Raw genomic sequence first — 23212 nt, forward strand, 5'->3', positions numbered from 1 at the left:
GAAGCTAAGCCTCACAGCGCCGATGGTACTGCAGGGGGGACCCTGTGGGAGAGTAGGACGCCGCCGAACAAATTGTGGGAAAACCCCCGTGCTTTTCAGCACGGGGGTTTTCTGCGTTTATAGCCTGCCGGCCGGTACTCGCTTAGGCTCGTACTCATGCGCTACGACCTCGTCATCTTCGACAACGACGGCGTCCTTGTCGACAGTGAGCCCATCTCCAACCGGCTCCTCGCCGCCTACCTCACCGAGCTGGGACACCCCACCTCCTACGAGGACTCCATCCGCGACTACATGGGGTCGGCCATGCACCGGATCCACGACCTGGTCCTGGAGCGGACGGGGAAGCGGCTGCCGGACGACTTCGACGACGTCTTCCACGCCCGTGTGTTCGCCGCGTTCCAGCGGGAGTTGAAGCCGGTGGCCGGTGCCGCCGACGTACTGGAGAAACTGACGGTGGACGGGACGCCGTACTGTGTCGCGTCCTCGGGGAGTCACGAGCGGATCCGGGTGGGGCACCGGGCGACCGGCCTGGACCGGTGGTTCGACGAGGAGCGGATCTTCAGTTCGCAGGACGTGGGCCGGGGCAAGCCGGCGCCGGACCTGTTCCTCCACGCGGCCGACCGGATGGGAGTGGCCCCCGAGCGCTGCGTCGTCGTCGAGGACTCCCCCCTGGGCGTCCGTGCCGCCGTCGCGGCCGGGATGGACGTCTACGGGTTCACCGCGATGACCCCGGCCGCCAAGCTCGCGGATGCCACCCAACTCTTCTCCCGCATGGAGGAGTTGGCCGACCTGCTGACATGACGCCGGCCACCGCCGTGGCACTGACAATTGTCATGCGGACCTCCGGACGATCGTTTCTACCGGCGGACCCCCCTCGCCCGCGAAGCTTTGAGCATGACGACGAACACGAAGCGCGCGAGCCTCGCCCCCCTGCTGGTCGATGTGGCGGTTCCGGTCGGCGGGTACTACCTGCTCAAGAACGGCCTCGGGATGAGCACGCTGGCCGCCCTGGGGTGGAGCAGTGTGGTCCCGGCCGTGCGGACCGGCTGGGCCGCGGCGCGGGAGCGCAGGGTCAACGCGCTCGCCGCGCTCATCCTGTTCGTCAACGTGGTCGGGCTGCTGCTCAGTCTCGTCGCCGGTGACCCGCGGCTGATGCTCGCCAAGGACAGCGGCGTCAGCAGCGCGATCGGCCTCGGCATCCTGGTGTCCGTGGCGCTGGGCAGGCCGATGATGACGGAGGCCATGAAGCCCTGGCTGGTGAAGGGCGACGCGGGGCGGGAAGCCGCCTGGGCCCGGCTGGCGGCCGGATCCGCGGCCTTCCGGCGGGCGGAGAAGGTGTTCTCGCTGGTGTGGGGTGTGATCCTGCTCGCGGAGTGCGTGGTGCGGGTCGTGGGCGCCTACACGCTGCCGGTGGACACCATGGTGTGGCTCGGCACCGTGATCCTGGCGGTCAGCATGGTGCTCGGATTCCTCCTGAGCGGTGCTCTGGCCGCCGGGCCGATGGCGCACCTGCTGATCGCCGAGACGAACGCCGCGGCCGAGGGGTCCGCGCAGGTCCAGGAGCCCGCCGGCGTCCGGCAGCCCGCGTCGGCCCGCGAGGCCGCGAGGTCCCCGAAGGGACTCGCCCTCGCCGGAAGCTGAGCGGAATTCACCTTTCACCGGACCTACCCACAGGTAGCCCAGGGCCCTACGCTCGCCGCCATGACTGATGTGCTGCGGCGCGGTAGGGCCTCGCTGGCGTTCAGCTTCTTCGCACAGGGCGTCGCCTTCGCTCTCCTCGTGACGCGCATTCCGGCCGTCCAGAGCCGGTACGGGGTCTCCGACGCGCTGCTGCCGGTCTTCCTGGCCGCCGTGCCGATCCTCGCCGGTGTCGGCAGCACGGCCACCGAGCAACTGGTGAAACGCGTCCGGCCCGGCCGGCTGCTGCGCTGGTCCCAGCCCGTCGTCCTCCTGTCCCTGCTCGGTGTCGGGGCGGGCGACCGCGTCGCCGAACTGGCCGTCGCTCTCGCCGCGTTCGGGCTGGCCGTGGGGATGCTGGACGCCTCGATGAACATGCTCGGCGTGAGCCTCCAGCGGGCGTACGGCCGCAGCATCATGCTCGGTTTCCACGCCGTCTACAGTCTCGGCGGGATCCTGGGTGCCTCGCTGGCCTGGGCCGGGGCGCACTGGCACCTGGCCCTGTGGGTGTCGTACCTGCCGGTGGTGGCGGTGCTGCTGCCGGCGGCCCTCGTGGGCAGCCGGTGGTACGTCGACGCCGACAGCTCCGCCGCACCCGGGAAGGCCAACGGGAAGGCCGACGGGAAGGCGAGTGGACAGGCCGGTGGCGAAGAAGGCGGGACCGTCGTGTTCCGGCTGCTGCTGCCGCTCTGCCTGGTGATGACCTTCGCGTACATCGGCGACTCGACCGTCTCCAACTGGAGCGCGAAGTACCTCCAGGACACCCTGGGCAGCTCCGAGCAGCTCGCCACGGTGCCGTTCAACGTCTACATGGTCACCACCCTGCTGGGGCGTGCCCTCGGGGACACCGGGGTGCGGCGGTTCGGCGCCGTGGCCGTCGTACGGCTGGGCGCGCTGGTGGCGGCGCTCGGCTTCGCGGTGGTCGCCGGGGCGCCCGGCCCCTGGGTCGGCATGCTCGGGTTCACGCTGCTGGGGCTGGGGCTGTGCGTGCTGGTGCCGCAGACCTTCGCCGCGGCCGGCCGCCTGTTCCCGGGGGCCTCCGACCAGGCCGTCGCCCGGCTCAACATCTTCAACTACGTGGGTTTCCTGGTCGGCTCCCCGCTGGTGGGCGCGCTCGGTGACGCGTGGGGCTACCGCGGGGCGATGCTGGTGCCCATGGCCTTGGTGCTGGTGACGTCGGTGTGCGCCGGGTCGTTCGCGCCGCGGCCGGACCGATACGGTGACGGGCATGAGCGGCCGCGCACAGCTGATGTGGGACGAGGCGGTAACGGGCTATGACTTCGGCCGGGACCACCCGATGGACCCGATCCGCCTCGTCCTGACCCGGAAACTCGTCGACGCGCTCGGACTCGACCGGGAGGCGCGGGTGGTGGCGGCCAGGCCGGCCGGCGACTCGACGCTGCGGCTGGTCCACCGGGAGGACTACATCGCCGCGGTGAGGGCCGCGTCGGCGGATCCGGGATCGGCGGACACGGCGTACGGCCTGGGGACACTGGACGATCCGGCGTTCGCCGGGATGCACGAGGTGTCCGCGCTGATCGCGGGGCAGTCGGTGGCGGCGGCGGAGGCCGTGTGGCACGGGGACGCGCTGCACGCGGTGAACTTCGCGGGCGGGCTGCACCACGCGATGCCGGGCGCGGCTTCGGGCTTCTGCGTCTACAACGACGCCGCGCTGGCCATCGCCCGGCTGCTGGAGCTGGGCGCCGAGCGGGTCGTGTACGTCGACACCGACGTGCACCACGGGGACGGGGTGCAGACCGCGTTCTGGGAGGACCCGCGGGTGCTGACGATCTCGCTGCACGAGCATCCCCGGACGCTGTTCCCGCAGACGGGATGGCCGCAGGAGACCGGGGCGCCGTCCGCCGAGGGATCGGCCGTGAACGTGGCGCTGCCGGCGGGGACCGGGGACGCCGGGTGGCTGCGGGCGTTCCACGCGGTGGTGCCGGAACTCGTCGCCGAGTTCCGGCCGCAGGTGCTGGTCACCCAGCACGGGGCCGACACGCACTTCGAGGATCCGCTGGCGCATCTGACGGTGTCGCTGGACGCGCAGCGGGCGGTGCAGTCGGCGTGCCACGAGCTGGCCCACGAGCACGCCGAAGGACGGTGGATCGCGCTGGGCGGCGGCGGGTACGAGGTGGTGGACGTCGTCCCCCGGTCGTGGACGCATCTGGTGGGGATCGCCGTGGGGCGCCCGGTGGAGCCGGAGACGGTGATCCCGGAGAGCTGGCGGCAGGCGGTGTACGCGCGGACGCGGCGGCTGGGCCCGATGCGGATGACCGACGGGCGGTGGCCGGTGTCCTGGGCGGACTGGGAGGCGGGGTACGACCCGGCGGACCGGCTGGACCAGGCGATCCTGGCGACCCGGCGGGCGGTGTTCCCGCTGCGGGGCCTGTTGCCGTAGGCCTGGCCCGCGCTTTTCGGGGTTAGGCCGACTGTGCGGTGTTCCCGGGTTCCCGGGACGGCCGCGGAGGCCGTGCGTCAGCATCGCTCGGGTGTTGAGCATCGCGGCGCTGCGCGCCCATCTGGTGCGGGCCCGTCTCGCCGGGGTGGTGGCCACGACGCGGGAGGCCGGTCTGCGCAGCTATCGGCTGTTCGCGGCCCGGGATCCCCGGGCGCTGATCGGAATCGACCCCGAAGGGCCCTGGCAGCAGCGGGACTTGATCGAGCTGATGGCGCGCAGGTGCGGTGTTTCGGCCGATCCGCTGCACACCCTCGGCCCGGATGTCATCGACCCGGATCTCACGCTGGCCGCGCTGGACGCCTTCGCGGACCGGCTCGGTGCGGCGGCCCGGCGGGGTGCCCCCGTGCTCCTGGGCACCGGGCACCCGCACCGGCTGCTCGGTTTCTACGCCGCGCTGGCGGACGCCCTGTCGGCGGCGGGATGTACCGTCCTCACCCCCGCGCAGGGTCGCTCTGTCGACATAACGACCCGGTTCGGTCTACGCACGTACCGCCTCGAGTACGTCCGGGGAGTCGCCCTGGTCCGGCTTCACGGCGCCGAACGCTCCGGTGGTGAGCCCGGCGCGCACACGCATTCACCACTGCCGGTTCGGCTGGCGCTCGCGGCGGCGGCCGACGCCGGCGGACCGCTGCCCGGTCTGGTGATCGGCGATCACGGCTGGGTCTGCGGCGCAGGTCAGCTGGGGTTCGAGGCGATGGGCCCGGCCGACACGAACGACCCCGCGCTCTTCGTGGGGCAGGCGGAGGGAAGCGTGTCCGTGGTCGTTCCACTTGATGACGGCGTACGGTCCGCCTACTACCGCCCGGTGGCCCGCTACGTACTCAATCGCGCCTGTCTGTCACAGTAGGCCGCCGATGGTCCACCTCTTCCCCACTCGCATCACACGCCCCTACCCTGGGGAGTGAGCACGCAGCGACGAAGAGTCACCGGAAGGGGAAGCCGGTGGCCGTCGAGTGCGGAAGGTTCAGGTGTGTCATGGCTGCAGCTGGCGAAAGGCCTCTGAACGAGGTTCAGTTCCTTACCGTGGCGGAAGTCGCCTCGGTCATGCGAGTGTCGAAGATGACCGTGTACCGCCTGGTGCACAGCGGTCATCTGCCCGCGATCCGGGTGGGGCGGTCCTTCCGCGTCCCGGAGCAAGCGGTTCACGAGTACCTCCGCGAGAGCTACGTGGGGGTGGACACCGCCTGACGACGATCGGGAGGGGTCCGTGAAGGACAGTACGGAACACTTCCGGATCCCTCCGGACACCTCGATTACGACCTCAGCCCTCGGGCGGGTAGGCTAGCCCCTCGTAGGTCGTGTGGGCCCATGGCGCCCAAACACCGAGTGATGAGAAGTGAGCGAGGGTAGTCGTGGGCTCTGTTATCAAGAAGCGGCGCAAGCGGATGGCCAAGAAGAAGCACCGCAAGCTGCTCAAGCGCACCCGCGTCCAGCGTCGCAACAAGAAGTAGACGCCGGTCGCGCGCGGTTGCGCGCCAACGCGAAAGCGTGTCTGTGACCCCCCACCGTCCGGTGGGGGGTCGCGTGCGTCCGGGGCCGGTCGCCGTGGTGGCTCGATCCCGTTCGCACGCACGTACCTTCCGTCACGCGCGCATCGAGCCCCGCCGTGGCGCCGTCCCGACCCGATAGGTTGGCCGCACACGGGGAACCCGGCGGGAATCCGGGCGGGAAGGAAGGCGCTGATCTTGGGACAGGTCGTGCTCGTGACCGGAGTGGCCCGTCAGCTGGCGGGCCGGTTCGTGCGCCGTATCCAGCGGGACCCGCAGGTCGACCGGGTGGTCGGCGTGGACGCGGTCCCGCCCGAGCACCATCTGGGCGGCGCCGACTTCGTCCAGGCGGACATCCGGCAGCCCACCATCGCGCGGGTGCTCGCCGAGACGTCCGCCGACACCGTGGTGCACATGGACGTGACCGGCACCGCGCTGGGCAGCGGCAGCCGGGCCCTGGTCAAGGAGACCAACGTCATCGGCACCATGCAGCTGCTGGGCGCCTGCCAGAAGTCCCCGTCCGTCAAGCGGCTGGTGGTCAAGTCCAGCACCAACGTCTACGGCTCCGCTCCCCGCGACCCGGCGGTGTTCACCGAGACCACCCCGCCCAAGTCCCTGCCGTCCGGCGGCTTCGCGAAGGACACGGTCGAGGTCGAGGGGTATGTGCGGGGCTTCGCCAGGCGGCGGCCGGACGTCGCCGTGTGCGTGCTCAGGTTCGCCAACATCCTCGGCCCGACGGTGGACACCCCGCTCGCCTCGTATTTCTCGCTGCCGGTGCTGCCGACGGTGTTCGGATACGACCCGCGGTTGCAGTTCGTGCACGAGGACGACGTGATCGAGGTGCTGCGGATCGCCTCGCACGAGCCGCGCCGCGCCACCCTCAACAGCGGCACGTTCAACATCGCCGGCGACGGCGTGCTGCTGCTCTCCCAGTGCTCGCGGCGGCTGGGACGCCCCACGGTGCCGCTGCTGCTGCCCGCCGTGACGTGGGCGGGCACGCTGGTGCGTACGCTGGGAATGACGGACTTCTCACCCGAGCAGATCCGCCTGCTGACCCACGGCCGGGTCGTGGCGACGGACCAGATGCGCGAGACACTCGGCTTCGTGCCCAAGTACACGACCGCGGAGACCTTCGCGGAGTTCGCCCGCGGCCACGGCCCCGGGCTGCTGCCGCCGGAGGCCCTCGCGGGGGCCGTCGACCGGATCGCCGCGCTGTCCCTCCCGGGCAGTGGCCACCCCCAGACGCAGAGCGCCAACTGAGGAGCGCAGCACCATGGCGGACGCCAAGGTCATCCCGTTCGACGACGACCGGTCCCGTGGGAGCGCCGGACAGCGGCCGTCGCGGCGCCGGGGCACGGGGAGCCGCCGCGGCGGCGCCGAGCCGGCGGCGGCCGGCGAGGTGCAGCCCCTGCCCGGCATGGGGCCCCAGGAGGACGTCCCCGTGACCGGTGGGGAGCAGCCGCAGCCGCCCGGCGGGCCGGCGGAGGACGGCGGCCTGGAGCGGCGCATCGCGAGCGGTCTCTCGTTCCTGCGCCGCCGTCTCACCGGGGACTACGAGGTCGACGACTTCGGCTACGACGCCGAGCTCACCGACCAGCTCCTGATGTCCCTGCTGCGGCCGCTGTACGAGAAGTACTTCCGGGTCGATGTGAAGGGCATCGAGAACATCCCCGCCGAGGGCGGCGCCCTGATCGTCGCCAACCACTCCGGCACGCTGCCGCTGGACGGGCTGATGATGCAGGTCGCCATCCACGACCGGCATCCCGCGGGGCGGCATCTGCGGCTGCTCGCGGCCGACCTGGTGTTCGTGCTGCCGGTGGTCAACGAACTGGCCCGCAAGCTCGGCCACACCCTCGCCTGCACCGAGGACGCCGAGCGGCTGCTCGGGGAGGGCGAGCTGGTCGGGGTGATGCCGGAGGGCTTCAAGGGCATCGGCAAGCCGTTCAGCGAGCGCTACAAGCTGCAGCGGTTCGGCCGGGGCGGCTTCGTGTCGACCGCGCTGCGCCAGGGCGTGCCGATCATCCCGTGCTCGATCGTCGGGGCCGAGGAGATCTACCCGATGATCGGCAACGCCAAGACCCTCGCGCGGCTGCTGGGCATCCCGTACTTCCCGCTGACGCCCACCTTCCCGTGGCTGGGTCCGCTGGGCGCGATCCCGCTGCCGACGAAGTGGACGATCCAGTTCGGTGAGCCCATCGCGACGGACGGGTATCCGCCGGAGGCGGCCGAGGACCCGATGCTGATGTTCAACCTGACCGACCAGGTCCGCGAGCAGATCCAGCACACCCTCTACAAGCTGCTGGTGCAGCGCAGGTCGGTGTTCTTCTGACGGTGCGACGACTGCGGGGGCGTCCCTTGGTGGGGGACGCCCCCGCAGTCGTGGGGCGGCTCGGCACCGCCTACTTCGCGTCCTCCGCGTTGATGCCGAGGCCGGGCAGCAGGCCCGGGAGGAGCGGCGGGATCGTCACGTCCGGGCCGCTGGGCGGCGACTTGGTCGCGGACGGGGAGGCGCTGCCACTGGGCTTCGGCGGGTCGAGCAGGCCGCCGGTGGAGCCGCCGAGCAGCCCGTCGCTCTCGCTGCCGGAGCCGGCCGGCGCGCTGGGGTCCTCACTGCCGGAGTGGGGGCTGCCGGAGGACGCGTCGGCGCCGGTGCTGGGCTGGGCCGAGTGCCCGGCGCCGGGCGAACCGGCGGACGGCGTCGGCCGGGGGCCCTGCTGCTTGCCGGCGCCGCCCGGGGCTGCGGGCTGGGGCAGCATCGACTGCAGCGGGGCGACCTCGTCGTCTATTGCGTCGAACACCGACGACACCTGCTGGCTGACGTCGCCGAGCTGCACGGGCAGCCGGTCGCGGAGCGCGCCCCAGGCCTCGCGGTGGGACCGCGAGAAGGTGGAGAGGGCCTGGATGGGACGCAGGGAATCGGGGTCGCGCTCGTACGCCTGGTGCAGCAGCCGGTGGCCCTCGGTGGCGTCGTGCTGCATCCCGGACAGGGTGCGGCGGATCTCGCCGATCGACTCGTGGTCGAGCTGTCCGCCGCGGCCGCGCTCCATCAGCCGGCGCGCCTCGCTCAAGCGGGTCGAGGCCAGATCGAGGTACGCCTGGCCCTGCTCGTCCGCGCCGTCGGTCAGGTAGCTGAGCTTGAAGTCCTCGATGCCGCGTTTGAGCCCGTACAGCGAGTCACCGGGGAGGGCGCTGGAGCTGGCGGCGGCCACTCCGCCGAAGGCTCCCGCGGCCACACCCACGCTGAGTCCGCCGGCGGCCAGCGACTTGCTCAGCCGCGTGCGCGGCCGCAGTTTCCCCAGGCCGCTCGCCCGGTGTGCGCCGCGCGCCCGCCCGCCCGTCTCCCGCCGCCGCCCTTCCGAGGAAGTCGCTTCGCTCCCCCTCTTCTGGGCGGGCACCGGTGGGTCACTCGCCTCGCCCGCCGCGGCGCTCTCCTGGAGCATGGCCTCCATCGCGGCCACCAGGCGGGCCCGCTGGACGACCTTGACCTCGGGGTCCAGCTCCGGCCGTGGCAGCGCGTCCAGACCGGTGGCGAGGGCCAGCATGCGGCCCTGCCCGGTCTGTTCCGCGGCAGCCGGTGCCGGTGCCGGTCCTTCGGCCTCTTCGGCCGCCGTGCCCCGGTCGGACAGCTCTTCCAGGGCCTGGGCGAAGGCGTTCGCCCGCCGGTGTGCCGATACTTTCGCGATCACTGGCGGCACCTCCTCTCGTCATGACGGTCGACTCCCCGGGGGTCCTGAGGGTGCACGTCCGCAGCCGCCTCTCCCGATCGGTCGATCAGGATTGGCCAGGGCGTGACCACAGGGAGCCTCTATCCCGCACAACGAGCGGCGCGGCACTTGGGTTACGGACCCGGGCGGATCGGATCGAGAAGTCAACACGCTTCGACGGAGCGTGAGTTGGAGGTCGCTGAGCGTGTTCGCGGCTCAGCGCGCGTCGTCGGGGAGAAGCCGGGCCAGGGTGCGCACTGCCCGGTACTGGAGGGTCTTGATGGCACCCTCGTTCTTGCCCATCACCCGGGCGGTCTCCGCGACGGACAGGCCCTGCAGGAAGCGGAGCGTGACGCACTCCTGCTGCTGCGGGTTGAGCCGTCGTACGGCGTCCAGGAGGGCGGCGTTGGACAGGGATTCGAGGACGGAGTCCTCGGGGGAGCGCTCGACCTCGTTGGCGTCGAGCATCTCGCCGGTGGTGACCTCGAGCCGGAACCGGCTGGACTTGAAGTGGTCGGCGACGAGGTTGCGGGCGATGGTGACCAGCCAGGCGCCGAAGTCGCGGCCCTGCCAGGTGAAGGTCCCGATGCGGCGCAGGGCGCGCAGGAAGGTCTCGCTGGTGAGGTCCTCGGCCGTCGCCTTGCCGCCGACGCGGTAGTAGATGTACCGGTACACGGTGTCGCTGTACTGGTCGTAGAGCCGTCCGAAGGCGTCGGCCTCACCGGCCTGCGCGCGCTCGACGAGCTCCATCATCCGGGCGCTGTCGCTGTCCGCGGCCGGGCGGCGGACGGTGGCCGCGGCGGCCGGGCGTCCTCGCCTGCCGGTCGCGCGCGCCTCGCCCGTGCGTCGCCCCGCGACCACGGCGCTGCGAGTCGGCACCTGTTCCATGCCGTCGGCCAGCGCGTAGCACGGGCCGACCGGCGCGGCGGTGGCGAATGCGGGGCCGGCGTACCCGGTGGGGACGAGACCGCGCAGCAGGTCCAGAACCGTGGCGCGGAGCGCAGCCAGGCCCGAGGCGTCAACCCCGACGTATGGGTACACGGGACTCCCAGAGGCAGAGCTTCCATCACGTGCAGTGCGGAACCGTTCACCCGTCGTAGCGACGATGGGGGACCGGTTTGCGTCTGAGGAGAATAACGCTTCGTGCAGGCACCGCTACACCGAGTTGCTCAAATCATCGATTCCGTCGCTTCCGTAACCGATTGGCATGCGTTCAGGCGTCGGAGAGTGACCGGTTGGTGACCGATCAGTTCCGTTTTGGGCTCATGTCTGGGGCGCTTCCTGGCGATGCACCGCCAAGTCGAATGGCCGGAACGGTATGGGCGTACGTTCGGTCAATTGCCCGCGGTTCCGGTGCGCCGTACGAACGCGATCGCCGAAGGCCCGTGCGGCCATTGGGCGGCACGGGTGCGGGCGGGGATCGCCTTCGGAGGCGGGGAGGAGCGGCGCGCCGGTGTCAGCGGCGGCGGCGGTGCAGGGCGATGGCGGCCGCGGTGCCGCCGGCCACGGCGCCGACGCCGGCCGCCGCGGGGATGCCGACCTTGGCCGCCTTGCGGCCGGTGCGGTAGTCGCGCAGGCGCCAGTCCATCTCGCGGGCGTGGCGGCGGAGTTTGGCGTCCGGGTTGATGGCGTAGGGGTGGCCGACCAGGGACAGCATGGGGATGTCGTTGTGGGAGTCGCTGTAGGCGGCGCAGCGGCTCAGGTCCAGGGCCTCGGCCGCGGCCAGGGCGCGGACCGCCTCCGCCTTCGCCGGGCCGTGCAGCGGCTCGCCGACCAGGCGGCCGGTGTAGACGCCGTCGACGGACTCCGCCACCGTGCCGAGCGCGCCGGTCAGGCCCAGGCGGCGGGCGATGACCTGTGCGATCTCCACCGGCGCGGCTGTGACCAACCACACCTTCTGACCGGCGTCCAGATGGGCCTCGGCGAGCGCGCGCGTGCCCGGCCAGATCCGCTCGGCCATGTACTCGTCGTAGATCTCCTCGCCGATCGACTTCAGCTCGGCGACCCGGTGGCCCTTCACGATCGACAGCGCCGAGTCGCGGGCGTCCTGCATGTGCTCGGGGTCCTCGACCCCGGCCATCCGGAACCACGCCTGCTGCCAGGCGAACTTGGCGAGGTCGCGCGTGTCGAAGAACTTCCGCTTGTACAGGCCCCGGCCGAAGTGGAACAGCGCGGCGCCCTGCATGACGGTGTTGTCCAGGTCGAAGAAGGCAGCGGCCCTCTCGTCCCCGTGCACCGGGAACTCCGAGGCCTCCTGCGGGGAGGGCGGGGCGCCTGCTTCCTGCGAGGATTTGCGCGCTGCCTCCGCCGAGGCCTCGCCTGCCAACACGCTTCGCGCCGTGGCGGAGCGCCTACGGGAAGTGAGCCATCCGAGAGCGGCCATGGCGTGAGCATAGCCAGTTGGCGGGGTGGTTCCGGAGTCGAGAGGTTTCGCGGGCCGTGAACTCTTCGCGACGGCGGCGTTGCGCCGGTCCGCGCAGACCGGGTTCCTCGGCCCCGCGCCGACCGGGTTCCTCGGCCCCGTGCCGGAGCGACAATGGCCTACATGAGTCCCATCTTCCGCCGCAAGTCCCCCGGGCCCCAGGGGCGGCTCGTCACCCTGGTCCGCAAGCCGGGCTGTCATCTGTGCGACGACGCGCAGGCCGTCGTGGAGAAGGTGTGCGCCGATCTCGGTGTCGTCTGGGAGCAGAAGGACATCACCCAGGACCAGGAGCTGTACGACCGGTACTGGGAGCAGATCCCGGTCGTACTCGTCGACGGTGAACAGCACACCTTCTGGCGGGTGAACGAGGACCGGCTGCGAAAGGAGCTCGCGGGGTGATCGAAGACTGACCGATGAGTTCAAAGTGGCCGGAAGTCGCCTAGGATCGATGGCGTCTTGGTCTCGGGGGTGGGGATCGTAGAGGAGAGTGTGCGGTTTTGCCCCCAACAAGAAAGGCGCAGCGGTGTGGATGCGCCGGCTCCGGGCATCCGCGTCGGACATGCGTGACCCCGGTCACGTTGGCCGGGCAAATCGGACACCATCTTTGTGCACACGTTCACAAAGACATAGCCTGCTGTCGACGGGGCGGTCTGGGGACATACGACCGCCCGCAGCCCCGCTCTACCCGCAGGAGCACCGTGGCAACTGGCCGAACTCACCGACCGGCGACCCGTAGCCGAGGGATTCCCGAGGCCACCGTCGCCAGGCTTCCGCTGTACCTCCGAGCCCTGACCGCACTGTCGGAGCGCTCGGTGCCCACGGTCTCCTCCGAGGAGCTCGCGGCCGCGGCGGGGGTCAATTCCGCCAAGCTGCGCAAGGACTTCTCCTACCTCGGCTCCTACGGGACCCGCGGGGTGGGTTACGACGTCGAGTATCTCGTGTACCAGATCTCCCGTGAACTCGGCCTCACCCAGGACTGGCCGGTTGTGATCGTCGGCATCGGAAATCTCGGTGCCGCCCTCGCCAACTACGGCGGCTTCGCCTCCCGCGGCTTCCGCGTCGCCGCGCTCATCGACGCCGACCCCGCGATGGCCGGCCGGCCCGTCGCCGGCATCCCGGTCCGGCACGCCGACGAGCTGGAGCGGATCATCCGCGACAACGGGGTCTCGATCGGCGTGATCTCGACCCCCGCGGGCGCCGCCCAGCAGGTCTGCGACCGGCTGGTGGCCGCCGGAGTCACCTCCATCCTGAACTTCGCGCCGACCGTGCTGTCCGTCCCGGACGGCGTCGACGTGCGCAAGGTCGACCTCTCCATCGAGCTGCAGATCCTCGCCTTCCACGAGCAGCGCAAGGCCGGTGAGGAGGCCGTCGCCGACCGCTCCGTCCCGACCGCCGCCGCGGTCCGTGAGGAGTCCACCGACCAGGGCCCGGACGGGGATGTCCCCGCCGTGATGCCGGCATGAGCCTTCTCGTCGTCGGACTGAGCCACCGCAGCGCCCCGGTCAGCCTCCTGGAGCGCGCCTCGCTGAGCGTGGACGGCCAGGACAAGCTGCTCCAGGACACGGTCGCCGCCGAGCCGGCCACCGAGGCCGCCGTGCTCGCCACCTGCAACCGCATCGAGCTGTACGCCGACGTGGACAAGTTCCACGCCGGTGTCGCCGAGCTGTCCACGCTGCTCGCCCAGCACAGCGGGGTCGGCCTCGAGGAGCTCACCCCGTACCTCTACGTGCACTACGAGGACCGGGCCGTCCACCATCTGTTCTCAGTGGCCTGCGGTCTGGACTCGATGGTCGTCGGCGAGGGACAGATCCTCGGCCAGATCAAGAACTCCCTGGCCCGCGCCCAGGACCAGCACACCGCCGGGCGGCTGCTGAACGACCTGTTCCAGCAGGCCCTGCGGGTGGGCAAGCGCGCCCACTCCGAGACCGGCATCGACCGCGCCGGGCAGTCCCTGGTCACCTTCGGCCTTGAGCAGCTGTCCGCGGGCGCGGACGTGCGGGCCTGGGCGCGCGGCCAGAAGGCCCTGGTCATCGGCGCCGGTTCGATGTCGTCGCTGGCCGCGGCCACGCTCGCCCGGATCGGCGTCGCCGAGATAGTGATCGCCAACCGTACGCAGGACCGGGCCGAGCGCCTCGTCCGGATCCTCACCGAGGGCGACGACACGGACGTGTCGGCCCGCGCGGTACCGATGGACGCGGTGCCGTTCGAGCTGACACGTGCAGATGTCGCCGTCTCCTGCACCGGCGCGACCGGACTCGTGCTGACCGCCGAGACGGTCACCGCCGCGGTCGAAGGCCGTACCGGAGCGCCCGTCACCGGGGCGCGGACGGCCGGAGAGGAGCACGGCAGCGCTCGTACGGCCGTGCGCACGGACGTCCGCGAGACCCCCGTGCCGCTCGTGGGCGCCGCCGGTGCCGACGAGAACTGCCCGCTGGACCTCGCCGCCGAGCCCGGGTTCTCCCTGATGGGCGAGTCCGCCGTGGCCGGCATGGACGCGGCCACCCTGGAGCAGCACGGCACCTGGGTGGACAACGGGGACGTCGACCGCCGCGAGTCCGCCCGCGCCGGGACCGACCCGGAGACCGACGCCGAGCTGATCACCGCGCTCGCCGCGACCGCGGCCAGCGCAGGCCGGGTTCCCGAGCACCGCAGGCCCGAGCCGGTCGCCGTCGCGCCGCGCCGCGAGCCCGTCCTCTTCGTGCTGGACCTCGCCATGCCGCGCGACGTCGACGCGGCCGCGCACCGGCTCGCCGGGGTGCGCCTGGTGGACATCGAGTCGCTCGCCGAGGCCTCCGCCGACGCTCCGATGGCCGCCGATGTCGACCAGGTCCGCCGTATCGTCTCCGACGAGGTCGCCGCCTTCGGGGCGGCCCTGCGGGCGGCGCACATCACGCCCACCGTCGTCGCGCTGCGCACCATGGCCGCCGACGTCGTGAGCAGCGAGATCGCCCGCCTGGAGGGGCGGCTGCCCAGCCTCGACGACAAGCACCGGGCGGAGATCACCCAGACCGTCCGGCGGGTCGTGGACAAGCTGCTGCACGCGCCGACGGTCAGGGTCAAGCAGCTCGCGGCCGAGCCCGGCGGCGTCGGGTACGCGGACGCCCTGCGCACCCTGTTCGACCTGGACCCCGAGACGGTCGCCTCCGTCTCCCGGGCCGACCGCGATTCCGACGACTCCGAGAAGCACGACGACTCCGAGATGCACAGCAAGAACCGAGGGCCAGCATGACTGAGAAGGCACTGAGGCTCGGGACCAGGCGGAGCAAGCTCGCCATGGCCCAGTCCGGGTTGGTGGCGGACGCCGTGAGCCAGGTGACCGGACGGCCTGTCGAGCTCGTCCCGGTCACCACCTACGGCGACATCTCCCGTGAGCACCTCGCACAGATCGGCGGCACGGGCGTGTTCGTGGCCGCGCTGCGCGAGGCGCTGCAGCGGGGCGAGGTGGACTTCGCGGTTCATTCGCTCAAGGACCTGCCCACCGCGCAGCCCGAGGACCTGGTCCTGGCCGCCGTGCCCGAGCGCGAGGACCCGCGTGACGTGCTCGTCGCCCGGGACGCGCTGAAGTTCACCGACCTGCCCCGCGGGGCGCGCATCGGTACGGGCTCGCCGCGCCGCATGGCCCAGCTCAACGCGTACGCCCGCGCCCACGGCCTGGACATCGAGACGGTCCCGATCCGGGGCAACGTCGACACCCGCATCGGCTTCGTCAAGAACGGCGAGCTCGACGCGGTGGTCCTGGCCGCCGCCGGGCTGAACCGGGTCGGCCGGAGCGACGAGGTGACCGACTTCCTGTCGGTCGACACGATTCTGCCGGCCCCCGGCCAGGGGGCCCTGGCGGTGGAGTGCACCGCGGTCAACGCTGCCCTCGCCGCCGAGCTCGCCCGGCTCGACGACCCGCTCACGCGGGCCGCCGTGACCGCCGAGCGTTCACTGCTCGCCGCCCTGGAGGCCGGCTGCAGCGCCCCGGTGGGCGCGCTGGCCGACCTCGACCAGCCGGGCGACGGGCAGATTGTCAAGGAAATGCGCCTGCGGGGCGTCGTCGGCAGGCCCGACGGCTCCGCACTGGTGCAGCTGTCCACCACCGGTCCCGTGCCCCAGACGCACGAACAGGCGATGGCACTCGGTCGCGAACTCGCCACCGAGATGCTCGCCCAGGGCGCGGCCGGTCTGATGGGGGAGCGAGCACAGTGAGCCCCACCACCCTTCCCGCCTGTCCCGAACACGGGCACGTCACCTTCCTCGGTGCCGGACCCGGAGATCCGGGACTGCTCACACTGCGCGCCGTGGAGGCGCTGGCCAACGCGGATGTCCTCGTCGCCGAGCACGAGGTGCTCGACGTCGTGCGCACGCACGCCAGGCAGGGCGTCGCCGTCGTGCACACGGACCCGGGTCCTTCGGCGGACTCGCATCCGGGCACGGGCACGCCCCAGCTCACGGTTGTTGACGGCACGTCAACAACCGCTGGGATCCCCGCGGTGCGGGATGCCGCACATCTTGTCATGGAGGCCGCGCGGGGCGGCAGGCGGGTCGTCCGTGCGGTGTCCGGGGACCCGGGACTCGACACGTACGCCGCGGAGGAGATGCTCGCCTGCGCCGCCGCGGGCGTTCCCTTCGAGGTCGTCCCCGGCATCGCGGCCGCCGTCGGCGTGCCCGCGTACGCCGGGGTGCCGCTGCGTGACGCCCACGGCACCGACGTACGGTTCGTCGACGCGCGTACGGCCTCGGACCGCTGCTGGACCGAGGTCGGTGCCTCGGACGGCACGGTCGTGGTGTCGACCACGCTCGACTCGGTCGCCGCGGCGGCCGGCGAGCTGGTCTCGGCGGGCCGCAAGCCCGACACCCCGCTGACGGTGACGGTCGCCGGTACGACCACCCGCCAGCGCACCTGGTCGGCGACGCTCGGCACGATCGCGCAGACCCTGAAGCAGGCCAAGGTCCTGCCGTCCCCGGACGGCGGGCGCCCGGTGATAGCCGTCGTCGGCGAGCGCAGCGCGACCGCCCAGCGCGACCAGCTCTCGTGGTTCGAGTCCAAGCCGCTGTTCGGGTGGAAGGTCCTCGTGCCGCGCACCAAGGAGCAGGCGGCCTCACTCTCCGACCAGCTCCGGTCCTACGGGGCCGTGCCGCACGAGGTGCCGACGATCGCCGTCGAGCCGCCGCGCACGCCCCAGCAGATGGAGCGCGCGGTCAAGGGCCTGGTGACCGGACGCTACGAGTGGATCGCGTTCACCTCGGTCAACGCGGTGAAGGCGGTGCGGGAGAAGTTCGAGGAGTACGGCCTCGACGCCCGGGCCTTCGCCGGCATCAAGGTGGCCGCGGTCGGCGACCAGACGGCCAAGGCGCTGATCGCCTTCGGCGTGAAGCCGGACCTGGTGCCGAGCGGCGAGCAGTCGGCCGCGGGCCTGCTGGAGGACTGGCCGCCGTACGACCCGGTCTTCGACCCGATCGACCGTGTCTTCCTGCCCCGCGCGGACATCGCCACGGAGACCCTCGTGGCGGGTCTGATCGAACTGGGCTGGGAGGTCGACGACGTCACGGCCTACCGCACGGTCCGCGCCTCCCCGCCCCCGGCGGAGACCCGCGAGGCCATCAAGGGCGGCGGCTTCGACGCGGTGATGTTCACGTCGTCGTCCACGGTGCGGAACCTGGTCGGCATCGCGGGCAAGCCGCACAACGTGACGGTGATCGCCTGCATCGGTCCGGCCACGGCGAAGACCGCCGAGGAGCACGGCCTGCGGGTGGACGTGATGGCCCCCGAGCCGTCCGTCCACAAGCTGGCCGAGGCCCTCGCCGACTTCGGCGCCCGCCGCCGCCTCGCGGCCCTGGACGCGGGCGACCCGGTGACCCGCCCGAGCGAACGCCGCCCGGGGGCACGGAGGCGTCGTACCTCGACGTGAGTTTGCCGGCGCGGCCCGCACCCGGAAGTCGGGTGCGGGCCGCGTTCGTTCGTTCGGTCAGCGGCCGGAGGCGTACGGCAGGAAGGCCGCCCAGGTGGTGGGAGGCAGGGCGAGGCGGGGGCCGTCCGGGTTCTTGGAGTCGCGGACGAGGATGTGGTCGGGGAGGGTTGCCACCTCGACGCAGTCGGGCCCGTCGGCGGTGCTGTAGCTGCTCTTTATCCACTCCATCTCGGCTTCAGCTCCGGATGCCTTGAGCGTCATGTCGTTGTGTCTCCCAGTAGCTTTTCGATGAAGGTCAACGACTCCTGTGGGCTGAGGGCCTGGGCGCGGATGGCTCCGTAGCGGATGTCGAGGACCGTCGTTTCTTTGGGGTTGGTCATTACCCGACTGCTGAGCGGTGCTTCGCTGAACGCGACTGTGGCTCCGTCCCTGAGCTTGAGGAGCCTGAACGAGCCGTCGGTTCCCGAGTTCTCCTCGCGATCGAGGGGCAGGACTTGGAGGTCCGCGTTGCGGCACTGCCCCACCTCCAACAGTCGTTCGAGTTGCCGCCGCATCACCATCCTGCCCCCAATGGGCCTACGAAGCGTCGACTCGCACTGAACAAAACTGAACATGCGTCGTCCGGTCATGGGGTCGAGGATTTTCTGGCGTGTCAGGCGTGCCATGACCTGCTGTTCCACCTCCTCCTCGGTGAATCCCGGTCGACGGGCGTTGAAAACTCCCCGTGCGTATTCCTCCGTCTGCAACAACCCATGGATCACGGAGTTGTTGTAGGCGCACAGCTCGACCGCCTCCGCCTCCAGCTTCTTCAGGTCCCGTACCTTCTTCGGGTACCGGGCCTCCGCCACGTCCTCCTTCATCGCCGAGATCCTGCCGCCCGCGCCCAGGGCCGCGTCCGCCGCGTCCAGGTACTCGGGCCGGGGGATCCGCCGCCCCCGTTCCACGGACGAGACCAGCTCCTGCCCGTACCCGATCGCCGTCCCGAACTCCGCCTGGGTCATGCCGGCGGCCTCTCGCCACAGTTTCAACTGCCGGATGACCGTCCGCGTGATGCCCTCGGCCTCGTCGTCCTCCGGCTCCGCGTTCCAGTTGTCCACGTCCGCCACCACCCTTCGCCGCGCTTCTGTGCTCAACTCCGGCCGTACGCGGGCCGTCACTGCGGACGAGCCGGACGGAATCCGGACCGGGTCCGGACGGCCGCCTTCCGCACGGATGCCGGATCTTCACAGGTTAAGTACAGTCGAACACGCTGAGTGACGTGACTGAGGAAATCACCCGACCCGGCAACTCCGTGAGACGTTCTCCCCTACCGGAACCCGGAGAAGCGGGAGTCGGCGGTTCGGGGGTCGGGGCTGCGGGCGGTAAAAGACCAAAGAACCCTGGGAAAAAACCTACCCAACCAACCAAACCTTGACTCGATCACTCGGGTGGGTGAAACCGGGCGGTACGAGTGGCGCGTGGGCGGATCGGACGGGCAGTCTCGGGCCGAGGCGACTCCGCGTCGCCTCCACAACCCCACACATGCATCGGCCCCCGCCGGGACTGGCATCCCAGTGCGAGGGCCTGACCAACGAGGAAGCAGGACCTTCCCCATGGCTGACGAGAAGCTTAACGCTGCCCCGCGCCCGAATCAGGGTGTTCGGCGAACCGCCACCCACTCCGGTGTCACGCACGTACGCACGTACCAGTCCGGCCGGTACGTGGTCGTGGGCAACCACCTCGCCCAGCACCGTGAGCTGTCGCTGACCGCGATCGGACTGGCCACGCACGTCCTGTCGCTGCCCGAGGGCGCACCGGTCGACATCCGCAGCCTTGCGGACCGCTTCCCCGAGGGACGGGACCGGATCGCGTTCGCGCTGCGGGAACTGGAAGCCCAGGGCTATCTGGAGCGGGTGCGCGAACGGACGGACGCGGGGCGTCTGTTCACGCGGACGTACGCCCATCACACGCCCGCAGTGACGGACACGGATCCTGTCCACGGCCGTACCGCGGCGGTCCGGGGCCCGGTGTCCGGCCTCCGGGCCGGCGCGCAGGAACCGCCCCAGGAGCACGACCGGGCCCGGCGGCAGCCGCCACCGCCCCCGCCGACCGAGCCCATGCCTTCCGACGTACGCGAGGATCGCCCCGAAGTACCTGAAGTGCCCAACCCGCCCGCACCGCCGGAAGGCGACAGCACGCCACGCGATCGGTACCACGACGAGGCCGTCGCCCTCCTCGCGGGGCTCCGCCGCAGCGACGCCCGCCTCACCCTTTCCCTCCGGGACGTGAACAGGTTGGCCCCAACTGTCGTCGCCTGGTTCAAGGCGGGTGCCAAGGCCGCGGTCGTCCACCGGGCCCTGACTTCCGACGTGCCGGCAGACCTGCGGCACCCGGCCGGACTGGTGGCCCACCGTCTTCGCGAACTTCTGCCCCCTCCGCTTCCTCCGGTCCCCACGCTTCCTCCGCAGACATCAGCGACCACCGGGACCCGCCACCGTCCTCACCCGCTCCAGAACTGCGACGGCTGTGAGCGAGCATTCCGCGCCTCCGAGCCAGGCCGCTGCCGCGAGTGCCGAACCGCTTCGAAGGCAACGGCAGAGGTGGTCAGAGCGGCCTGAGCGCGTACCGCTCACCGGCGCTGGAACGCGTCCTTGGGCGGCACGGAGGTCTTCGCGCGGGCCAGTTCGCGGAGTATGCGGGTCAGGTCCGCGGGTTCGGCGGCGAGGCGGATCGGGGTGCCGGCGTCGTCGAGTTCGGCGATGTCCCAGTGTCTGTCCACGGGGTCGGTGTGCCGGGCGCGTCGTACGGTCTTGAGGGTGAGCCGCCGCACCGGTATCGGTTTCGCCGCGAACCGGCCGGGACCGGGCGCGACCGCGAGAGGGCCGCCGTCCAGGACGATGTGGGTGCCGAAGCCGTGCGGGTTGTAGTCGGTGTCCTCCAGGAAGCGGGCGGGCACGAACTCCTCCTCGGTCTTTTCGGCGGCGGACTCACCGGTCGCCGTGTCCGGAGCGGAGGCGGTGGTGGTGTGCCAGGCTCCGATGAACAGGCCCAGCGTGACCAGCGAACCCACGGCCAGCCACGTGATCGCCGCGGGGGAGGAGAACAGGGTCGTGGGGTGGAGGTAGCAGAGCGGCAGGAGCCACAGGGCGGTGGCGGCGAGCGCGCCCCCGAACGCGAGGGCCGGCGGGAGGTCCTCGGCGTCGCGCAGCCGGCGCCCGAGCAGGCTCAGCACCGAGTGGGCCGCGGCGTAGCACGCGGCGAGCACGAACGCGGCCGCGAAGACGGCGGCGGTCCCGGCAGTGGCGACGTTCTCGTGCCACGCGTAGCTCTTTCCGACGACCTTCATCACCTGGCCGCGCCAGAAGGTCAGTTCGACGCGGTCGCCGGCCTGGAACTCCAGGGCGGCATCGCGGGAGACCTCGGCTCGCACCAGCGGTCGGCCGTCGGTGAAGTACAGCCAGCTGGGCTGCCGCGCGCTCCGGCCGTCCTCGGTTCGCGAGATCACGGCCGGCGTCGTGGTCAGGCACTCGCGGCGCTCCGCGGCGGGCGTCCGGGCGGTGCACGCGGTGGCCGACTTCCACGCCCGCTCGTCCGACGCGGTGCCGGACACGGACCCCGCGGCCATGGCCGCGAACACGAGCAGCACAGGGCACAGGACCAGCACCCCTGCCCAGCCGCGCCGGGGGGTGCCGTACGACACGGCGGAGACCTTGCTCGGACCCGTGGCCGCGTGGCGGCGGTGCAGCGCGCGCAGCGCCTCCACCTCGGCGTCGAAGGCCGGGTCGTCGGACGAGCGGCTCCGTGGCAGGGGCAGGAGCCGCTCACGTGTGTAGTGCGGGATCAGGCTGACGCGACGGGGCGTGCGGGTCCAGGGAGTTCGCGCGGGCCTCTGGTGCACGCGCAGTTCGGCGATGTCGCCCCACGGCACGCTTTGACGGCGCAGCAGCGTTCGCACGTGCAGACCCCGGGCGTCGGCGCTCACCCGGACGAACGGCCGCAGGGCGCGTCTCCAGCGGGGGCGGCAGGTCAGGTTCCACACATCGGCCATGCGCGCCATCGTGTCATCGGCCGGGCCGCGCGCCGACGGGGTGGTCCGGGCCGCCGGTCGGAGGCCCGGACCCGTCCACGAGTCGTTACGCCACGGTCCGGATGAGCTTCTTGTTGACGAACTCCTCGATTCCCAGGCGGCCGAGTTCGCGGCCGAAGCCGGAGCGCTTGATGCCGCCGAAGGGCAGTTCCGCGCCCTCGGCGCCGACGCCGTTGACGAAGACCATGCCGGCCTCGATGCGGTCGGCGACGCGCTCGGCCTGCGCGGGGTCGGTGGTGAAGACGTAGGAGCCGAGCCCGTAGGGGGTGTCGTTGGCGATGCGCAGGGCGTCGTCCTCGTCGGCGGCCGGGAAGACCATCGCGACCGGTCCGAAGAGTTCCTGGCGGGCGGCGGTGTGTTCGGTGGTGAGCCCGGTGAGGACCCCGGCGGGGAAGTAGGCCCCGCGCCGCTCGCCCTCGCTGTGGAGCGTGGCGCCCTGGGCGACCGCCTCGTCCACCTGCCGGGCGAGGTTCTCGGCGGCGGCGGCCGACGACAGTGGGGCACCGGTCTCGCCCGCGAGCAGCCGGGCGGTGAACTTCTCGACGAACGCGTCGTAGAGGTCCTGGACGACGACGAACCGCTTGGCGGCGTTGCAGGCCTGGCCGGTGTTGTCGAGCCGGGCGGCGACGGCGGCCTCGACGACCGCGTCGAGGTCGTCGGTGGACAGCACGATGAACGGGTCGGAGCCGCCGAGTTCGAGGACGACGCGCTTCAGGTTCCGTCCGGCGATCTCGGCGACGGCGGCACCGGCGCGCTCGGAGCCGGTGAGCGAGACGCCCTGGACCCGCGGGTCGGCGATCACCTCGGCGATCTGCTCGTTGGTGGCGTACACGTTGACGTACGCGCCGGCCGGGAAGCCGGCGTCCGCGAACAGCTTCTCCAGGAGCGCGGCGGTGGCCGGGCACTGGGGGGCGTGCTTGAGGACGATGGTGTTGCCGAGCGCGAGGTTCGGGGCGGCGAACCGGGCCACCTGGTAGGCGGGGAAGTTCCACGGCATGATGCCGAGCAGGACGCCGACCGGGCCGCGCCGGACGACGGCGCTGCCGGGGCCGGAGGTGACGTCGAGCGGCTCGTCGGCGAGGAACCGCTCGGCGTGGTCGGCGTAGTAGTGGTAGATGTCGGCGCAGAAGCCGACCTCGCCCTCGGCCTCCGCGAGCGGCTTGCCCATCTCGCGCACGATGCTCGCGGCCAGCTCGGCCTGGTGTTCGGTGTGCAGGTCGCCGAGCCGGCGCAGCAGCGCGGAGCGCTCGGCCACGGTGCTGCCGCGGCCCCAGGCGGTGGCCGCGTGGGCGGCGGCGACGGCCGCCTCGATCTCGGCGTCGGTGGCGGTCGGGTAGGTCTCGGCGACTTCGCCGGTGGTGGGGTCGGTGACGGCGTACATCAGGCCTCCTGAAGGCGGTTGGGTGCGGGGCGGCTGTCGGGCTCGACGCTGCTCACGGCGTCAGGATCGTGCGGACCCCGGTGTTCGACCCGAGGTCGTCGAACGCCTCCGCCGTCTCCC

The 23212-nt window shown here is 71.7% G+C and carries 22 protein-coding genes; 15 read left to right on the top strand and 7 right to left on the bottom strand.

What is annotated here, in order from left to right; all coding sequences use genetic code 11:
• Window positions 1–156 precede the first annotated feature (156 nt).
• The 9 genes from ACIP4X_RS34110 (at window position 157) to ACIP4X_RS34150 (ending at window position 7954) form a co-directional block, all read left to right on the top strand.
• Window positions 157–801 carry an HAD family hydrolase gene (locus ACIP4X_RS34110; protein WP_358737245.1) on the top strand — a complete coding sequence of 215 codons (645 nt, stop codon included), beginning with the start codon at window positions 157–159 and terminating at the stop codon, window positions 799–801.
• Window positions 802–894: 93 nt separating this feature from the next.
• Window positions 895–1641 (top strand): VC0807 family protein, encoded by a 747-nt coding sequence (locus ACIP4X_RS34115; protein WP_358737247.1) that lies wholly within the window; start codon window positions 895–897, stop codon window positions 1639–1641.
• A gap of 60 nt (window positions 1642–1701) precedes the next feature.
• Entirely contained in the window at window positions 1702–2955 is a 1254-nt protein-coding gene (locus ACIP4X_RS34120) for an MFS transporter (protein ID WP_391460113.1), read from the top strand.
• A complete protein-coding gene (locus ACIP4X_RS34125; protein WP_391460115.1) occupies window positions 2906–4078 on the top strand; it encodes an acetoin utilization protein AcuC in 1173 nt (390 codons plus the stop codon). Before ACIP4X_RS34120 ends, ACIP4X_RS34125 begins: the two co-directional genes overlap by 50 nt.
• A 91-nt stretch (window positions 4079–4169) precedes the next feature.
• Window positions 4170–4985 (top strand): phosphatase, encoded by an 816-nt coding sequence (locus ACIP4X_RS34130; protein ID WP_358737253.1) that lies wholly within the window; start codon window positions 4170–4172, stop codon window positions 4983–4985.
• Between the two features lie 128 nt (window positions 4986–5113).
• Complete coding sequence (locus ACIP4X_RS34135; protein ID WP_157842153.1) at window positions 5114–5326, top strand: helix-turn-helix domain-containing protein; 213 nt, start codon at window positions 5114–5116, stop codon at window positions 5324–5326.
• Between the two features lie 164 nt (window positions 5327–5490).
• Entirely contained in the window at window positions 5491–5589 is a 99-nt protein-coding gene (locus tag ACIP4X_RS34140; RefSeq protein ID WP_003948845.1) for a 30S ribosomal protein bS22, read from the top strand.
• Between the two features lie 234 nt (window positions 5590–5823).
• Window positions 5824–6885, top strand: coding sequence for an NAD-dependent epimerase/dehydratase family protein (locus ACIP4X_RS34145; RefSeq protein ID WP_358737255.1), 1062 nt, complete (start codon window positions 5824–5826; stop codon window positions 6883–6885).
• A 13-nt stretch (window positions 6886–6898) separates the two neighbouring features.
• The gene (locus ACIP4X_RS34150) at window positions 6899–7954 is read left to right on the top strand and encodes a 1-acyl-sn-glycerol-3-phosphate acyltransferase (protein WP_391460118.1); all 1056 of its coding nucleotides are present in this window, start codon (window positions 6899–6901) and stop codon (window positions 7952–7954) included.
• A gap of 70 nt (window positions 7955–8024) precedes the next feature.
• Here the strand turns inward: ACIP4X_RS34150 and ACIP4X_RS34155 are convergent, their stop codons facing one another.
• The 3 genes from ACIP4X_RS34155 to ACIP4X_RS34165 all read right to left on the bottom strand — a co-directional run bounded on the left by ACIP4X_RS34155 (window position 8025) and on the right by ACIP4X_RS34165 (window position 11712).
• Window positions 8025–9311, bottom strand: coding sequence for a DUF5667 domain-containing protein (locus ACIP4X_RS34155; protein ID WP_391460120.1), 1287 nt, complete (start codon window positions 9309–9311; stop codon window positions 8025–8027).
• Window positions 9312–9545: 234 nt separating this feature from the next.
• Entirely contained in the window at window positions 9546–10370 is an 825-nt protein-coding gene (locus ACIP4X_RS34160) for an ECF subfamily RNA polymerase sigma factor, BldN family (protein ID WP_358737260.1), read from the bottom strand.
• 415 nt (window positions 10371–10785) lie between these two features.
• A complete protein-coding gene (locus tag ACIP4X_RS34165; RefSeq protein ID WP_358737262.1) occupies window positions 10786–11712 on the bottom strand; it encodes an HAD-IB family hydrolase in 927 nt (308 codons plus the stop codon).
• A 153-nt stretch (window positions 11713–11865) separates the two neighbouring features.
• On the opposite strand from ACIP4X_RS34165, the gene ACIP4X_RS34170 reads away from it, so the two are divergent.
• The 5 genes from ACIP4X_RS34170 (at window position 11866) to ACIP4X_RS34190 (ending at window position 17645) form a co-directional block, all read left to right on the top strand.
• The gene (locus ACIP4X_RS34170; RefSeq protein WP_358737264.1) at window positions 11866–12150 is read left to right on the top strand and encodes a glutaredoxin family protein; all 285 of its coding nucleotides are present in this window, start codon (window positions 11866–11868) and stop codon (window positions 12148–12150) included.
• A gap of 299 nt (window positions 12151–12449) precedes the next feature.
• A complete protein-coding gene (locus tag ACIP4X_RS34175) occupies window positions 12450–13214 on the top strand; it encodes a redox-sensing transcriptional repressor Rex (protein WP_358737266.1) in 765 nt (254 codons plus the stop codon).
• On the top strand, window positions 13211–14980 hold the full coding sequence (locus ACIP4X_RS34180) for a glutamyl-tRNA reductase (RefSeq protein WP_391460123.1): 1770 nt from the start codon (window positions 13211–13213) through the stop codon (window positions 14978–14980). The genes ACIP4X_RS34175 and ACIP4X_RS34180 overlap by 4 nt, the downstream gene beginning before the upstream one ends.
• Window positions 14977–15942, top strand: coding sequence for a hydroxymethylbilane synthase (gene hemC / locus ACIP4X_RS34185; RefSeq protein ID WP_358737270.1), 966 nt, complete (start codon window positions 14977–14979; stop codon window positions 15940–15942). Before ACIP4X_RS34180 ends, hemC begins: the two co-directional genes overlap by 4 nt.
• Window positions 15939–17645, top strand: a complete 1707-nt coding sequence (locus ACIP4X_RS34190) for a uroporphyrinogen-III synthase (protein ID WP_391460125.1) — start codon at window positions 15939–15941, stop codon at window positions 17643–17645. The genes hemC and ACIP4X_RS34190 overlap by 4 nt, the downstream gene beginning before the upstream one ends.
• Window positions 17646–17702: 57 nt before the next feature.
• Here ACIP4X_RS34190 and ACIP4X_RS34195 read toward each other — a convergent pair whose 3' ends face one another.
• The gene (locus ACIP4X_RS34195; RefSeq protein ID WP_358737274.1) at window positions 17703–17906 is read right to left on the bottom strand and encodes a DUF397 domain-containing protein; all 204 of its coding nucleotides are present in this window, start codon (window positions 17904–17906) and stop codon (window positions 17703–17705) included.
• Complete coding sequence (locus ACIP4X_RS34200) at window positions 17903–18742, bottom strand: helix-turn-helix transcriptional regulator (protein WP_358737276.1); 840 nt, start codon at window positions 18740–18742, stop codon at window positions 17903–17905. Before ACIP4X_RS34200 ends, ACIP4X_RS34195 begins: the two co-directional genes overlap by 4 nt.
• 495 nt (window positions 18743–19237) lie before the next feature.
• Between ACIP4X_RS34200 and ACIP4X_RS34205 the strand changes: the two genes are divergently transcribed.
• Window positions 19238–20242, top strand: a complete 1005-nt coding sequence (locus tag ACIP4X_RS34205; RefSeq protein ID WP_391460128.1) for a helix-turn-helix domain-containing protein — start codon at window positions 19238–19240, stop codon at window positions 20240–20242.
• Window positions 20243–20253: 11 nt separating this feature from the next.
• Here the strand turns inward: ACIP4X_RS34205 and ACIP4X_RS34210 are convergent, their stop codons facing one another.
• Together ACIP4X_RS34210 and ACIP4X_RS34215 are read right to left on the bottom strand one after the other, a co-directional pair.
• A complete protein-coding gene (locus ACIP4X_RS34210; RefSeq protein WP_391460130.1) occupies window positions 20254–21672 on the bottom strand; it encodes a PH domain-containing protein in 1419 nt (472 codons plus the stop codon).
• A gap of 85 nt (window positions 21673–21757) precedes the next feature.
• Window positions 21758–23092 carry an NAD-dependent succinate-semialdehyde dehydrogenase gene (locus ACIP4X_RS34215; RefSeq protein ID WP_358737283.1) on the bottom strand — a complete coding sequence of 445 codons (1335 nt, stop codon included), beginning with the start codon at window positions 23090–23092 and terminating at the stop codon, window positions 21758–21760.
• Window positions 23093–23212 lie beyond the last annotated feature (120 nt).

It is taken from the genome of Streptomyces sp. NPDC088817 (assembly GCF_044750345.1).
Classification (GTDB): domain Bacteria; phylum Actinomycetota; class Actinomycetes; order Streptomycetales; family Streptomycetaceae; genus Streptomyces.